At 73.5% G+C, this 13,829-nt stretch carries 12 protein-coding genes; 10 read left to right on the forward strand and 2 right to left on the reverse strand.

The genetic code is table 11. The features are described 5' to 3' along the window. The first annotated feature begins 12 nt into the window (after window positions 1-12). From ACF1A1_RS29230 to ACF1A1_RS29240, 3 genes are all read left to right on the forward strand, one after another. Window positions 13-837 (forward strand): MOSC domain-containing protein, encoded by an 825-nt coding sequence (locus ACF1A1_RS29230; RefSeq protein WP_392004002.1) that lies wholly within the window; start codon window positions 13-15, stop codon window positions 835-837. Window positions 838-1,017: 180 nt separating this feature from the next. Beyond that, window positions 1,018-1,623 (forward strand): hypothetical protein, encoded by a 606-nt coding sequence (locus ACF1A1_RS29235; RefSeq protein WP_392004003.1) that lies wholly within the window; start codon window positions 1,018-1,020, stop codon window positions 1,621-1,623. Window positions 1,624-1,851: 228 nt separating this feature from the next. Then, on the forward strand, window positions 1,852-4,293 hold the full coding sequence (locus ACF1A1_RS29240; protein ID WP_392004004.1) for a right-handed parallel beta-helix repeat-containing protein: 2,442 nt from the start codon (window positions 1,852-1,854) through the stop codon (window positions 4,291-4,293). A 101-nt stretch (window positions 4,294-4,394) separates the two neighbouring features. Here the strand turns inward: ACF1A1_RS29240 and ACF1A1_RS29245 are convergent, their stop codons facing one another. Further along, window positions 4,395-6,728, reverse strand: a complete 2,334-nt coding sequence (locus ACF1A1_RS29245; protein WP_392004005.1) for a hypothetical protein — start codon at window positions 6,726-6,728, stop codon at window positions 4,395-4,397. 305 nt (window positions 6,729-7,033) lie between these two features. On the opposite strand from ACF1A1_RS29245, the gene ACF1A1_RS29250 reads away from it, so the two are divergent. Further along, a complete protein-coding gene (locus ACF1A1_RS29250; protein ID WP_392004006.1) occupies window positions 7,034-7,864 on the forward strand; it encodes a DeoR/GlpR family DNA-binding transcription regulator in 831 nt (276 codons plus the stop codon). A gap of 56 nt (window positions 7,865-7,920) precedes the next feature. Beyond that, window positions 7,921-8,397, forward strand: a complete 477-nt coding sequence (locus tag ACF1A1_RS29255) for an SRPBCC family protein (RefSeq protein ID WP_392004007.1) — start codon at window positions 7,921-7,923, stop codon at window positions 8,395-8,397. Between the two features lie 370 nt (window positions 8,398-8,767). On the opposite strand, the gene ACF1A1_RS29260 is transcribed toward ACF1A1_RS29255, so the two are convergent. Next, entirely contained in the window at window positions 8,768-9,892 is a 1,125-nt protein-coding gene (locus tag ACF1A1_RS29260; protein WP_392004008.1) for a PLP-dependent cysteine synthase family protein, read from the reverse strand. 345 nt (window positions 9,893-10,237) lie between these two features. Between ACF1A1_RS29260 and ACF1A1_RS29265 the strand changes: the two genes are divergently transcribed. From ACF1A1_RS29265 to ACF1A1_RS29285, 5 genes are all read left to right on the forward strand, one after another. Next, window positions 10,238-10,561 carry a hypothetical protein gene (locus tag ACF1A1_RS29265; protein ID WP_392004009.1) on the forward strand — a complete coding sequence of 108 codons (324 nt, stop codon included), beginning with the start codon at window positions 10,238-10,240 and terminating at the stop codon, window positions 10,559-10,561. A gap of 212 nt (window positions 10,562-10,773) precedes the next feature. After that, window positions 10,774-11,313 (forward strand): ATP-binding protein, encoded by a 540-nt coding sequence (locus tag ACF1A1_RS29270; protein WP_392004010.1) that lies wholly within the window; start codon window positions 10,774-10,776, stop codon window positions 11,311-11,313. A gap of 310 nt (window positions 11,314-11,623) precedes the next feature. Beyond that, window positions 11,624-12,247, forward strand: a complete 624-nt coding sequence (locus ACF1A1_RS29275; RefSeq protein WP_392004011.1) for a TetR/AcrR family transcriptional regulator — start codon at window positions 11,624-11,626, stop codon at window positions 12,245-12,247. 64 nt (window positions 12,248-12,311) lie between these two features. Beyond that, window positions 12,312-12,905, forward strand: coding sequence for a DUF4865 family protein (locus ACF1A1_RS29280; RefSeq protein WP_392004012.1), 594 nt, complete (start codon window positions 12,312-12,314; stop codon window positions 12,903-12,905). After that, the gene (locus ACF1A1_RS29285) at window positions 12,902-13,810 is read left to right on the forward strand and encodes a phosphotriesterase (protein WP_392004013.1); all 909 of its coding nucleotides are present in this window, start codon (window positions 12,902-12,904) and stop codon (window positions 13,808-13,810) included. Before ACF1A1_RS29280 ends, ACF1A1_RS29285 begins: the two co-directional genes overlap by 4 nt. The last annotated feature ends 19 nt before the right edge of the window (window positions 13,811-13,829 follow it).

A 13,829-nucleotide genomic window follows, 5' to 3' on the forward strand; every position in this document is an offset into this window, starting at 1 on the left:
CAGGATGACCGCATGGGGAATGCGCAGCTGCTGTCGATTCACGTTCATCCGGTCAAGGCGTTCCGGGGCCAGTCGCCCCGGGAGGCCGTCGTGGAGCCCTGGGGGCTGGCCGGAGACCGACGCTGGGCGCTGATCGACGACGGGGGAAAGGTCGTCACGCAACGCCAGCAGCCGCGCCTCGCGCTGGCCGCCGCCGAGCTCCTGCCCGGCGGCGGCCTCCGTCTGTCCGCGCCCGGACTCGAGCCGCTGACCGTGCGGGTGCCGGAGCCGGTGGGGACGGTCTCGCTGGAGATGTTCCGCGACAAGGTGGAGGGGGTCCTCGCCGACGAGGCGGCGCACGCCTGGTGCAGCGCCCACCTCGGCACGGACGTCCGTCTGGTGCACATGGACGACCCCGCGACGCGACGCGCCGTCGACCCGGAGTACGCGCTGCCCGGCGAGATGGTCACGTTCGCCGACGGCTATCCGCTGCTGGTCACCAGCAGCGCGTCCCTCGACGCCCTCAACTCCCTGGTCGCACAGGGCGGACACGCCGCGGAGGGTCCGCTGCCGATGAACCGCTTCCGGCCCAACGTGGTCGTGACGGGCACCGAGCCGTGGGCCGAGGACGGCTGGTCGCGGCTGACGATCGGCGAGGTCGTCTTCCGTGTCGCCAAGGCCTGCGGGCGGTGTGTCGTGACCACCACCGACCAGGCCACCGCCGGCCGCGGCAAGGAACCCCTGTACACGCTGGGCCGGCACCGTCGCCTCGACGGCAGGCTGATCTTCGGACAGAACCTGGTGCCCCTGTCCCGCGGCACCATCCGGGTCGGCGATCCCGTCACGATCGCCGGGTAGTTCCGGCCGAGTCCGACGGACCGTCGGATGCGGAACCTCCGCTCGTGCCTTGGCCGTTCGCCGTTCTGAGACGCTCATGGGACATCCCGGTCGCAGGTGATTTCGCTCTCTCTTCGACCGGTCCCGCGCGTGAACGGCTCGACGGGGGGTTATCACGGAGCGGAAAGGGGGTGCGGGACGGTGCGAGCGATCGGTGGACTCTGGCGTTGGCGGCACAACCCGCTGTGCCGCACGACGGATGTGGTCGAGGCGTGGGTCGCGCTGTCGGCGCTGCTCCTGATCCTCCTCGTCGCGCCCGTGGTGGGCGCGCTCGTCGGCGCCGCCGCCCAGGACGCGTTGCAGCAGTCGGTCCGCGAACAGCGCGAGTCGCGCCACCAGGTCACGGCCACCGTGGTGCGCAGGCTCGACGGTTCGCTGCTGGAGGCGGACCCCGAGAGCGCCTCCGGGCGGGAAGCCCGCACCCGGGTGATCGCCGACTGGACCGCCCCGGACGGCACCGCGCGCCACGGCGCGGTCCTGGCGGGCCTCGAGTCCCCGCAGCCCGGCGACCACTTCGCGATATGGACGGACGGGCACGGCCGTCTGGTGGCCCGCCCGCTCGACTCCGCCACGGCGACGACACACGCCGTCCTCGCCGGGTTCGGCGCCGCCCTGCTCACCGCGGGCGCCGTCGAGGGCGGCCGAAGACTGATCGTCTGGCGGATGGTTCGCCGCCGGTACGCCCGTTGGGACCAGGCATGGGACCGTGCGGGGCCGGACTGGGGCCGTACGGGGACCGGCAGCTGACAGCGTCGCGTCTCTGGTCAACCCACCGCCCGCGCGCACGCTACGGTGGACCGGCCGAAGCATTTGGCATCAACCCGCGCGCGAGGGAGCCGTAGGGTGCGCCGGTGATGAGAGCGTGAGCGCGCGGAAGCCCGAGGGGCTGACCACGGTCACGGTCCCGACACCGGTTTCAGCGCCCCGCAGGCGAACGAGCCATCAGCACGACCGAGGTGGGGGCACAGCAACGCCATGGCACAGGGCACGGTCCAGGTGACGCACACCGGCACATCGCGGTGGCGGCGCCGCACGGGTGAGTACGCATCGCTCGCCGCCGCCCTGGAGGCCGCGGCCGAGGGCGACGTCCTCACCATCGCTCCCGGCACCTACCGGGAGAACCTCGTCGTGCAGCGGGCCGTGACCCTGCGCGGGCCCGAGGGCTCGCCCGGTTCCGTACGCATCGCACCCCTGGACGGGGTGCCGCTCACCGTACGCGCCTCCGCGATCCTCCAGGACCTGCACGTGGAGGGCCAGGACGCGGCCGCGCCCGCGGTGCTCGTCGAGGACGGCGCGCCGGAACTGCTCGATCTGCGGATCGTCACGCGGTCCGCGGCCGGCATCGAGGTGCGCGGCCGTGCCCGCCCGACCGCCCGGCGGTGCACCGTCGACAACCCGGCCGGCATCGGCATCGCCGTGGTCGACGGCGGCGGCGGTGTCTTCGAGGAGTGCGAGGTCGTCGCGGCCGGACAGGCGGGCGTCGCGGTGCGCGGGGGCGCCCATCCCCGTCTGGAGCGCTGCCGGGTGCACCACGCCTCGGGTGCCGGACTGAGCGCGACCGGCGACAACTCCGCGCTGGAAGCGGTGGGGTGCGAGGTCTACGAGGTCCGTGGCAGCGGCGTGCAGATCACCGCCCGGGCCACCGCGCACCTCATCGACTGCGACGTCCACCGCACCACCGCCGACGGCGTCACGCTCGACACGGACGCCGTGCTCACCCTGGCCGACTGCCGTATCCACGACATCCCGGAGAACGCGATCGACCTGCGCTCGCGCTCGGTTCTGACGCTGACACGGACGACGGTGCGTCAGTTCGGGCGCAACGGCCTGTCGGTATGGGATCCTGGCACGCACGTGGACGCCAACCAGTGCGAGATCTTCGACAGCACGGGCGACTACCCGGCCGTCTGGGTCAGCGACGGCGCCACCATGGTGCTCGACTCCTGCCGGGTGCACGACGTGCCGGACGCGCTGTTCGTCCTCGACCGCGGCTCGCGCGCGGACGTCGTCGACAGCGACCTGTCCCAGGTGCGCAACACGGCCGTGTCGGTGAGCGACGGCGCGACCGCCCAGCTCGACGACTGCCGCATCCGGGACGCGGCGACCGGCGCCTGGTTCCGCGACCACGGCAGCGGCGGCACCCTCAGCAACTGCACCGTGGACGCCACCCAGACCGGCGTGATCGTCACCAAGGGCGCCGACCCCACCGTCGAGCGCTGCACGGTCGACTCGCCCGCCGAAGCCGGCTTCTACGTGTCCGCCGGGGGCCGCGGCAGCTTCCTGAACTGCCGGGTGACGAACAGCGGCGGCTACGGCTTCCACGTGATAGACGGCTGCCGTACGACGCTGCGCAAGTGCCGCACCGAGCGGTGCGCCCGCGGCGGTTACGAGTTCGCGGACGGCGGCGCGGAGGCGACGGCCGGTTCGGGTCCCGTGGTCGAGGACTGCACGAGCGACGAGAGCGCCGGCGCGCGCACACCGGCGACGGGGCGGGAGACGGCCGTCCAGACGACACCGCCGTCGGCGGGGCTCTTCGGCGCGGTCCCCGAGCAGCGGACCGGCGTACCCGAGGTGCCACCGGCCGCCGATGCACCCGGGAGACCGGTGCGGACCTCGAAGGACGTCCTCGGCGAACTCGACGCGCTGGTGGGTCTGGAGAGCGTCAAGCGCGAGGTGCGGGCGCTGACCGACATGATCGAGGTGGGCCGACGCCGGCAACAGGCGGGCCTGAAGGCGGCGTCCGTCAAGCGCCACCTGGTCTTCACCGGCTCCCCCGGCACCGGCAAGACGACGGTCGCGCGCCTGTACGGCGAGATCCTCGCCGCGCTGGACGTTCTGGAGCAGGGCCATCTCGTCGAGGTGTCGCGCGTCGACCTGGTCGGCGAGCACATCGGCTCCACCGCCATCCGCACCCAGGAGGCCTTCGAGCGGGCGCGCGGCGGTGTGCTGTTCATCGACGAGGCGTACGCCCTGTCGCCGGAGGACGCCGGGCGGGACTTCGGCAAGGAGGCCATCGACACGCTGGTGAAGCTGATGGAGGACCAGCGGGACGCCGTCGTCGTGATCGTCGCCGGGTACACCGCCGAGATGGAGCGGTTCCTCTCGGTGAACCCCGGTGTGGCGTCCCGTTTCTCACGGACCATCACCTTCGGCGACTACGGCCCCGAGGAACTGCTGCGGATCGTGGAGCAGCAGGCCGAGGAGCACGAGTACCGGCTCGCGCCGGGCACCGCCGAGGCGCTGGTGAAGTACTTCACGGAGATCCCCAAGGGCCCCGCCTTCGGCAACGGCCGTACCGCGCGCCAGACCTTCGAGGCGATGGTGGAGCGGCACGCGAGCCGGGTCGCGCAGGTGGCCGAGCCCAGCACGGACGATCTGACGCTGCTGTACGCGGAGGACCTGCCGGAGCTGCCGTAGGCCGAGTCCTTCGGATCGTCCCGGGGCCGCGGGGCCTGGCGCGCACCTGCGCGTCGGCCAGGCGCCGCGGCCCCGGGTCGTGCTGATCCGGGAGGCACGGCTCAGCACCGCGGGTCGCCGCCGCCCTGCGCCGGGACCGCGGACCGCAGTCGCATCAAAAGGCGCTCGCGTTCCTCCGCGAACGCCGGGTCCGCCTGGTAGTCGGAGTGGCCCAGGATGGGCGCGGGCAGGGGGTGGTCCGCGGTGCGGCCGTACTCGAGCGGGTCCGCGAGGGGCTCGCGGTCGACCTCGGGACCGCAGCTGTCGCCGGACAGCCGGACCGGGCCGCCGATGGGGTCGGTGAGCCGGTAGAGGTTGCGCCAGCAGTCGACGTCCTCGTGCAGGGCGTTCAGCGCGGCCGGACCGAAGTGGGCCGGGAACCAGCGACCGTAGAGGCGCTCGATCGGGGAGCCGTAGGTGAGCAGCGCGACGCGTCGGCGGTCGGCGGCCTTCAGCTGCCAGGCCGCGGCGGCGGCGAGGACGCTGCCCTGGGAGTGGCCGGAGATCACCAGGCGGCCGCCGGTGGCGCGGGTCCAGGTGACCATGCGCCAGGTCAGGTCGGGCACCGCGCGTTCGGCGTAGCAGGGCGGGGAGAAGGGGTGGGCGGCGCGCGGCCAGAAGGTGCCGACGTCCCAGAGGATGCCGATGGTGCGCCGCGCGGAGGCGTCCTTGTAGGCGCGCCTGCCCCAGGTGACGAACAGGAGGAAGCCGAGCCCGATGAGCCAGGAGCCGAGCGCGTGGCCGGTCTGGGCGGCGCCCTGGACGAAGGGGTGGGCGCCCTCGGTGGCCCCGGTGGGCGTCCGGCCCGTGGCGAAGGCGCCGACCAGGGCGCCCGCGCCCAGCAGCAGGGTCGCGGTGGAGGTGACCGCGACGAGGAGCGGGGCGCGGTCGGTGAGCGTGGCCATCGCGCGGGCGCGGGCGATGCGCCCGGTGCGGGCCGGGTCGCCGGGGTCGACGCCGTACTCACGGGCCACCGTCACGCGCTCGGCCCGCGCCAGGCGCCAGGCGTCGCGGCCGAGCAGACCGCCCAGGACGAGCAGCACGATCAGCACCACCGGGATCACGGACGCCTGCCAGGTCAGCAGCACCGGCGGGCCGGGCAGGGAGGTGCCGGTGCCGTCCAGCCAGTCGGAGACGCGCTGGGAGACGCCGCCGGACATCACGCCGCCGAGCGCGCAGGCCAGCATCGCGACGGCGGGCCCGCCCAGGCCCCGCAGTGCGGCTCGCGCTTCCGGCTCGCGGGCGGAGCGGTGGTGCAGGACGGAGGCGACGACGGCCAGGGCGATCACCAGGGCGCCCTGGGTCAGGGCGATGCCGCCGAAGGTCACGTCGCCCGGGAGACGTCCGGCCGACTCCCAGCCGGGGCGCTGCCAGCCGGCGTACACCAGGGTGAGGGCGAGCAGGGCGAGGCAGCCGAGGGGCAGGTGGCGTACGAGGTGGGTGTCGAGTTCGCGGTCGAGACGGCGTTCGCTGCGGCCCCGGCGGCACACCACCCAGACCGTGGCGAGCGCGCCGGCGGCCAGGGAGACTTCCAGGAGCCGGCCGAGGGTGTCGAGGAGGGCGGGGCCGCCCGGCCGGCGGTCCTCGCGGGCGGCGGCCGTGCCGACCGCGGCGGCCACGGTGAGCAGGCCGGCCGCGGTGTGGGCCGCGCGCAGCCGGGCCACCAGTCGGCGCCCGTACCAGAAGCCGGGGCGGCCCAGGGCGGTGTGGCCGAGCACGTCCTCCCGCTCGGGCTTGCCGTTCGGGGGCTCCTGGGACTCGTAGGCCCGCCAGGTGCGGTGGGAGAGGTACCACAGGAGGCCGGTGAGGGCGGCCGGGATCAGGGCCGCGAGGGCGAGGCGGCGGCCGGGCAGGGTCCACCAGCCGTCGTCCCTCACGGCGGGCGACAGGAAGCCCAGCCAGGAGTGCCGCTCGGCGCACGCGCGCGTGCCCGCGCACTGCCAGGCCGTCAGGTCGAGGGCGACCTCGCAGGCCGCGGCGACGAGCAGCACGGTCAGGCTGAGGCCCGCGAGCCGCACCAGCAGGCCGTAGAGGCGGACGGCGCGGGTGCGTTCCCTCGCCGCGGGACGCATCCAGTGGGCGAGGTTCACCACCATGAACGGCAGTAACAGCAGCCACAGGGCTCGGGTGCCGTTGCCGGAGGTCAGGTTGCACCAGACGTAGGCCTCGGGGACCGGCCGGTCCCGGGGGCCGCCGGTGGCGGTCCCGTCGGCGTGGTCGGCGTCCACCTCGTCGGCGCGGCGGAACACGGCGGCCGTGTCGTCGCCGGTGATCCGCACCGTGCGTGGATCGTTCAGCATCTTCTCGGGCGTGGTCCCGCCCACGCCGTGGACCAGGAGTTCCAGGGCGGCTCGGGCCTGCCGGCCGGTGACGGCACGTTCCTGTGCACGTTCCACTGTTCTCGCACTTCCCCCGTGACGCGCTGCCGAATATGTGTGTGCGTGCGGCCACCAGGATCTCCGCTGGACGGCCCCTGCACACCGGTTGTCACCGAATCTCCCCCGATCCGTGTGACGAACGGGACCGGCGGATGACGGGGATGTGGCATGCACGCGTCGGGTGGGGGGTGGCGCGACCGGTGCCGGCCCGTGCGAGGATGGGACGCCCACACCCGCCGACCGGCACAATGTCCTCGTCGTCGCAGGTGTGCGGGCGTGTCGGACGGAGTGGATCGGCTTGAGGCGAGAGGACCGGAGCGTACGTGAGTGAGAATCAGAACCTCCTCGCGGAGCAGCGCCGCGCCCTGATCCTGGACGAGGTCCGGCGCCGTGGCGGCGTCCGCGTCAACGAGCTGACCCGCAAGCTCGGCGTGTCGGACATGACGGTGCGGCGCGATCTCGACGCGCTGGCCCGGCAGGGCGTCCTGGAGAAGGTGCACGGCGGCGCGGTGCCCGTGGTGGAGGCGAGTACGCACGAGCCGGGCTTCGAAGCGAAGTCGGGCCTGGAGCTGACCGCCAAGGAGGACATCGCGCGGGCCGCTGCGGAGCTGGTCGCGCCGGGCAGCGCCATCGCGCTGTCGGGCGGTACGACGACGTACGCGCTGGCGCACCAGCTCGTCGACGTGCCGGACCTGACGGTGGTGACCAATTCGGTGCGGGTGGCCGACGTCTTCCACGTGGCGCAGCGCGCCTCCGGCCCCCGGCAGGGCGCCGCCACGGTGGTGCTGACCGGCGGGGTGCGCACGCCGTCCGACTCGCTGGTGGGCCCGGTGGCCGACCAGGCCATCGCGGCGCTCCACTTCGACATGCTGTTCCTCGGCGTGCACGGGATATCGGCGGAGGCCGGCCTGTCGACGCCGAACCTGGCGGAGGCCGAGACAAACCGCCGTCTGGTGCAGTCGGCGCGCCGGGTGGTGGTGGTCGCCGACCACACCAAGTGGGGTGTGGTCGGACTCAGTTCCTTCGCGGCGCTGGAGCAGGTGGACACGCTGGTGACGGACTCCGGTCTGCCGGCCGAGGCACGCGCGGAGATCTCCGAGCACCTGCGGCGGCTGGTGGTCGCGGGCGAGGCCGGCGAGGGTGCAGACATCTGACAGGGCGCCAGCTAGGGTGACGCACCCGTTTCCTCGGTGCTGAGGAGGTTGCGCGCATGGCTCGTCGGCTACGGCCCGAGGGGCTCGGCTTCGTCGGAGCCGCGCCCGTGCGGCTGGTCTTCGCACAGCAGGTGTCCGCTCCCCCTGACCGGGTCTTCCGGGCCCTCGCCGAGGACGTGCCCGGCTGGGCCGCGTGGTTCCCCGCGGTGACATCGGCGCGGCCGGTCGACGGCGGCGCGGGGCGCGAGGTACGGCTGCGGGGCGGGACGCGTTTCCGGGAGACGGTGCTGGTGGCGGAGGCGCCGGAGGTGTACGCCTACCGGGTCGACGTCACCGACGCGCCGGGCGTCCGGGCGCTGGTCGAGGAGTGGCGCCTGGCTCCGGCCGGGGCGGGGACGCGTGTGCAGTGGACGTTCGCCGCGGACGGGACGGCGGCCTTCCGGGGGGTGATGCGGCTTGCCCGGGCGGGGATGGGGCGGACCTTCCGCGACGCGGTGACACGGCTGGACCGGACGCTCGCGACACCGTCGTAACGCTTCGGCCGAGCTCCGGCGGGCCGTCGCGCCCGATCGCGTCCGTACGGCGTCAGGGCATCCGACCTGCGGGGCGGCTGCGTCGGGTACGGCAGGGCATCCGACCTGCGGTGGCTGCGTCGGGTACGGCAGGGCGTCCGGTCCGGCGGCGCGCGTCGGAAGCGTCGTAGATGCACACCTCGGTGGTTCCTTCAGCAGCGCCGGGCATCCATGCCACGGCGGCTCCTCCACGCCCTCGGTCGTGGCCGACCAGGGACGGCGGGGATGGACCGTGTGTGAAGACATCCACCCACTGCGGCTCCGTCAGGCCCTCGGGCATCCATCCCGCGGCGGCTGCCTCGGTGCCTTCGGGTGTCCCCCGGCGGCTCCGTCAGTCCGGCCACACGCCCGTCGCCAGCAGCGTGTCGATCGCCGCGGTGTAGGGAGCGATGTCCAGGCCCTGTTCGGCGAGCCAGGCGTCGGAGTAGTACTTGTCGAGGTAGCGGTCGCCCGGGTCGCACAAGAGGGTGACCACACTGCCCTGCCGTCCCGCGGCGACCATCTCGGCGATGATCTTCAGCGCGCTCCACAGGCCGGTGCCGGTCGAGCCGCCCGCCTTGCGGCCGATGGCCCGCTCCAGGGCGCGGACGGCGGCGACGCTGGCGGCGTCCGGGACCTTCATCATCCGGTCGACGGCGCCGGGCACGAAGCTCGGTTCCATACGGGGCCGGCCGATGCCCTCGATACGGGAGCCGCAGTCGCAGGTGACGTCCGGATCGCCGGTGGTCCAGCCCTCGAAGAAGCAGGAGTTCTCCGGGTCGGCGACGCAGATGCGGGTGTCGTGCTGCATGTAGTGGACGTAGCGCGCGAGGGTCGCGGAGGTGCCGCCGGTGCCGGCCGTGGCGACGATCCACGCGGGTTCCGGGAACCGCTCCAACTCCAGTTGGCGGAAGATGGATTCGGCGATGTTGTTGTTGCCGCGCCAGTCCGTGGCCCGTTCGGCGTAGGTGAACTGGTCCATGTAGTGACCGCCGGTCTCTACCGCGAGGCGGGCGGACTCCTCGTACATCTTCCGTGAGTCGTCCACGAAGTGGCACCGGCCGCCGTGGAACTCGATCAGGCGGATCTTCTCGGCGCTCGTCGTACCCGGCATGACGGCGATGAAGGGCACGCCGACCAGCTTGGCGAAGTACGCCTCGGAGACCGCCGTCGAACCGCTGGACGCCTCGATCACCGGGCGGTCCGGCCGGATCCAGCCATTGCACAGGCCGTAGAGGAAGAGGGAGCGGGCGAGGCGGTGCTTGAGGCTGCCGGTGGGGTGGGTCGACTCGTCCTTGAGGTACAGGTCGATGCCCCACCGCTCGGGCAGCGGAAAGCGCAGCAGGTGGGTGTCGGCCGAACGGTTGGCGTCGGCCTGGACCTTGCGCACGGCTTCTTTGAGCCACGTTCGGTAGGCGGCGTCGCTGCGGTCGACGTCGAGGGTGGCGCCGGTCGGGGTCTGCTGGTGTGTGGTCACGGCGGGGCTCCTTCGTGCTTCGCGCCGACGGCGCCTCACGCGGCCGACGCTTCGATCATAAGCACCCTCCGCACCGCTTCCCACCTGCATAAACGCATCTTTGAGGGGCTCAAAGAGGGTTCTGGGGGCGAGGGGCGCACGGAGTGGGGGCGCATTCGCGTGAGTGCTCCGACCGCCCCGGACCGCGTGGGGTGCGTACTGGTGCTCGACGCCGTGCGCGGGCAGACTGCACCCGGCGGGACGGAGGTCCCGGACGGGGGCGCACACTGGATCGCGACACGAGCTGGTTGCCCGGCCGAGGGGGACACACCCGGGCCGGCACACCCACGGGCAAGGGGGCGGGGCATGGCGGAGCCGGAGTTCACGGCGACGGGCGTGCGGATCGGGAAGCGACTGCGCTCGCTCACCCGGGCCGGACAGGTCCGGATCAGCGACGGTCGGCTGGAGTTGCTCACGAGCTACGGCAGCGAGATCGACAGCGCGCCGGTGCAGGCGGTCCGCGCCTCCAAGCCCTGGTTCGCGCCGGAGGACCGAGCACTTGCCGATCTGAACGGCAAGCGGTACCTGCTGACCCTCGGGGAGCACGATCCCGCGCCGGGCGAGCCGGGACCGCCCGCGGCGCGCCGGTTCATCGAGGCCGTGCGCAGGGCGGCCGGGCGCGGGGACTGAGCCGGCCGCGCAGGGTGGTCGGGACCTGACGGCGAGTTGCGGTCCCGGACCCCTTGCGTCACGCTAGTCTCACGTCACTCTGGGTTTACCGGCGATAACGCTGCGAACCAGCCCGCCGGCCACGACAGCAGGCGGCCGCCTCGCGCAGACGCACTGCTCCGATCGATCCGAACTCCGTGTTCTTCCGGACCTCACGTCGGGGAGTCGCAGCCGTGATCAGCAACCCAAGCAGGCACTGCACGGTGGAGCTTCAAGCCCTGCCGTCGCGGATCGGCCAGGTCCGCAGAATCGTATCGGCGCAGTTGCGCTACTGGCATCTGGATCCCCTGATAGACCGGGCCGCGCTCGGTGTGACGGAGTTGTTGACCAACGTCCACCTGCACGCCCAGCCCGACAAGACGTGCACGGTGGAGATGGAGTTGCTGCTCGACCGGCTCACCGTCTCCGTGCGCGACCACGACCCGCGGCTTCCGGTGGTGGAGGACATCACGAACGCCGACGCCCTCGCCACATGCGGGCGCGGGCTCGCGATGGTGGCCGCGGTCAGCGAGAGCTGGGGCGCGAGACCGGACGGCGAGTCCGGGAAGGTCGTGTGGTTCACCCTGCCGACGACCCTCGCCGCGCGCGACCGTGTGGCGCGTCCGCCGCGCCGTGCGACCGCGGGCCAGGGCGCGCGTCTGTTCCCGGAGGTCGTCGCGGTCGACGGCCGCACTCCGGCACACGCTCCCGCCCGGTCGGCCGTGGCCGGCTGACCGGGCGGTGACCCCTCCTCGTACGGAACGGAGGGGTCACTCGGCTGCGACCCCTCCGCTGCGACTCCGTGAGAAGACGCGCGTTCACGGACCCCGCCGAGGCAGGCACCGAGGAGCAGGCCGGCCGCCGGGCCGGACGCGGTGGGCGGGACCGGCTCCCAGCAGGCCACGGCCCACAGTGGCAGGGGCGTAGCCGACGGTCCGCCGGCAGGCGGCTCCCCTGCGCGCCCGCGGCCAGCCGTACGGCGCGGGAGCGAGCGTCACGGCGCCGATCAGGGACGGCCGCGGACACGCTTCTGTAACTACTAGTATGTACAGTGTCGGCATGAGCACTTCGGAGCGACTGATCGAGTCCACCCGCGCGCTGCTCTGGGAGCGCGGCTACGTGGGCACGAGCCCCAGGGCGATCCTGGAGCGGGCCGGTGCCGGGCAGGGCAGCATGTACCACCACTTCCAGGGCAAGCCGGATCTCGCCCTGGCGGCGATCCGGCGGACCGCCGAGGAGATGCGGGCCACCGCCGAGGGAGTACTCGGGGGGCCGGGCACGCCGTACGAGCGGATCGAGGCGTATCTGCTGCGAGAGCGTGACGTGCTGCGCGGGTGTCCGATCGGGCGGCTGACCATGGATCCGGACGTCGTCGCGAACGAGCAGTTGCGCGCGCCGGTCGACGCGACGATCGGCTGGCTGCGCGGGCGGCTCGCGGGAATCGTCGAGGAGGGCAAGGCGCGGGGCGAGTTCGGGCCCGAGGTGGACGGCGAGGAGATCGCCGCGGCCGTTGTCGCCACCGTGCAGGGCGGCTATGTGCTCGCCCGCGCCTCCGGCTCGCCGGCCGCCTTCGACGCCGGGGTCCAGGGGCTGCTGTCCCTCCTTGCCCCGCGAACGTCCCGGGCTTCAGCGGGTTCCCGGGCTTCCGGAACTCCCGGGACGTCCTGACCTCCCCGTCCTTCCGACAGGTACGTCGACCCGCACGACCACCCCACCGCCCGAGGAGCCGCACATGCACGCCATGCAGTACGAACTGACGCTGCCCGCCGACTACGACACGGGCATCATCCGCGCGCGTGTGTCCCGCGTCGGGCACCGGCTCGACGACTGGGCCGGCCTCGGCGTCAAGACGTACCTGCTGCGCGAGCGCGGGGTGCACGGCTCGCCGGTCAGCCAGTACGCCCCGTTCTACCTGTGGAACACCGTGGAGGGCATGAACGCCTTCCTGTGGGGCGGGCCCTTCCAGGGCCTGAGCGACGACTTCGGGCGCCCGGCGGTGCGGCAGTGGACGGGCCTCGCGTACGAGGAGGGCGTGGCCGCCGGCTCCCCCGCCCGGTTCGCGGTACGGCGGCGACGGCCCGTGCCGGACGGGGCGGTGTACGGGAAGGCCATGCGGGAGGCGGCGGAGGAGGCCGGACGGCTCGCCCGGGAGGACGGGGCGGTGCTGGCGGCGGCGGCCGTCGACACGAGCCGGTGGGAGACCGTGCACTTCTCGCTGTGGGAGCACGCGGAGTTCGCTTCGGTGAAGGCCGACGGCGACCTGTTCCAGGTGCTGCACGTGTCGGCGCCGGGGCGGGCCGCCCTGCCCGGTGGCCGGCAGTGGTGACCTCCGTCCGTACGGTGCTCGGGGACGTACCGCCGGAGCACCTCGGCGTGTGCGACGCGCACGACCACCTCTTCTTCGGCAGTCCGCGGCTGCCCGGGCAGGAGTTGCGGAGTGTGCCGGCGGCGCGGGCCGAGCTGGCCGCGTTCCGCGCGCAGGGCGGGGGTGCGGTGGTCCAGTGGACGCCGTACGGGCTGGGGCGGCGTGCGGCCGATCTGCCGCCGCTGTCCCGGGAGACGGGGGTGCACATCGTGGCGGCGACAGGACTGCACCAGGACGTGCACTACGACGAGGCGACGCCGGCCGCGTTACGCGGGCAGCTGGCCGAGGTGTTCGTCGCCGAACTGACCGAGGGCATCGGCACGTCGGGCGTCCGGGCCGGGTTCGTCAAGGTCGCGGGCGGCTTCCACGGCCTCGACGCGCACGCCCGCCGCACCATGGCCGCCGCTGCCGAGGCGCACCACACGACCGGCGCGCCCATCGCCGTCCACCTCGAACTCGGGACCGGCGCGCTCGACGTCCTCGACCTGCTGTGCGGGAAGCTGGGCGTGCCGCCGCACCGGGTGATCCTGGGACATCTCAACCGCTCCCCCGACGTCGTCGCGCACCGCCAGGCCGCCGAGTCGGGCTGCTACCTGGCGTTCGACGGCCCGTCCCGGGCCCACCACGCCACGGACTGGCGGATGCCGGACGCCGTACGGGCGCTCGCCGAGGCCGGGTTCGGCGACCGGCTGCTGCTGGGCGGCGACACCACGACCGCCGCGGCCCGCTCGGTCGACGGTGGGCCCGGGATGCCGTATCTGCTGCGGCGGGTGCGGCCACGACTGGAGCTCACCGTGGGCGAAGAGCTCGTGGCGCGGATCCTGACCGAGAACGCCTGGCGGGCCTTCGGCGTGGAGTGGCGCTGAGCGGACGAGCCGGTGCGGG

Source organism: Streptomyces sp. NPDC014995 (assembly GCF_043080745.1).
Classification (GTDB): Bacteria; Actinomycetota; Actinomycetes; order Streptomycetales; family Streptomycetaceae; genus Streptomyces.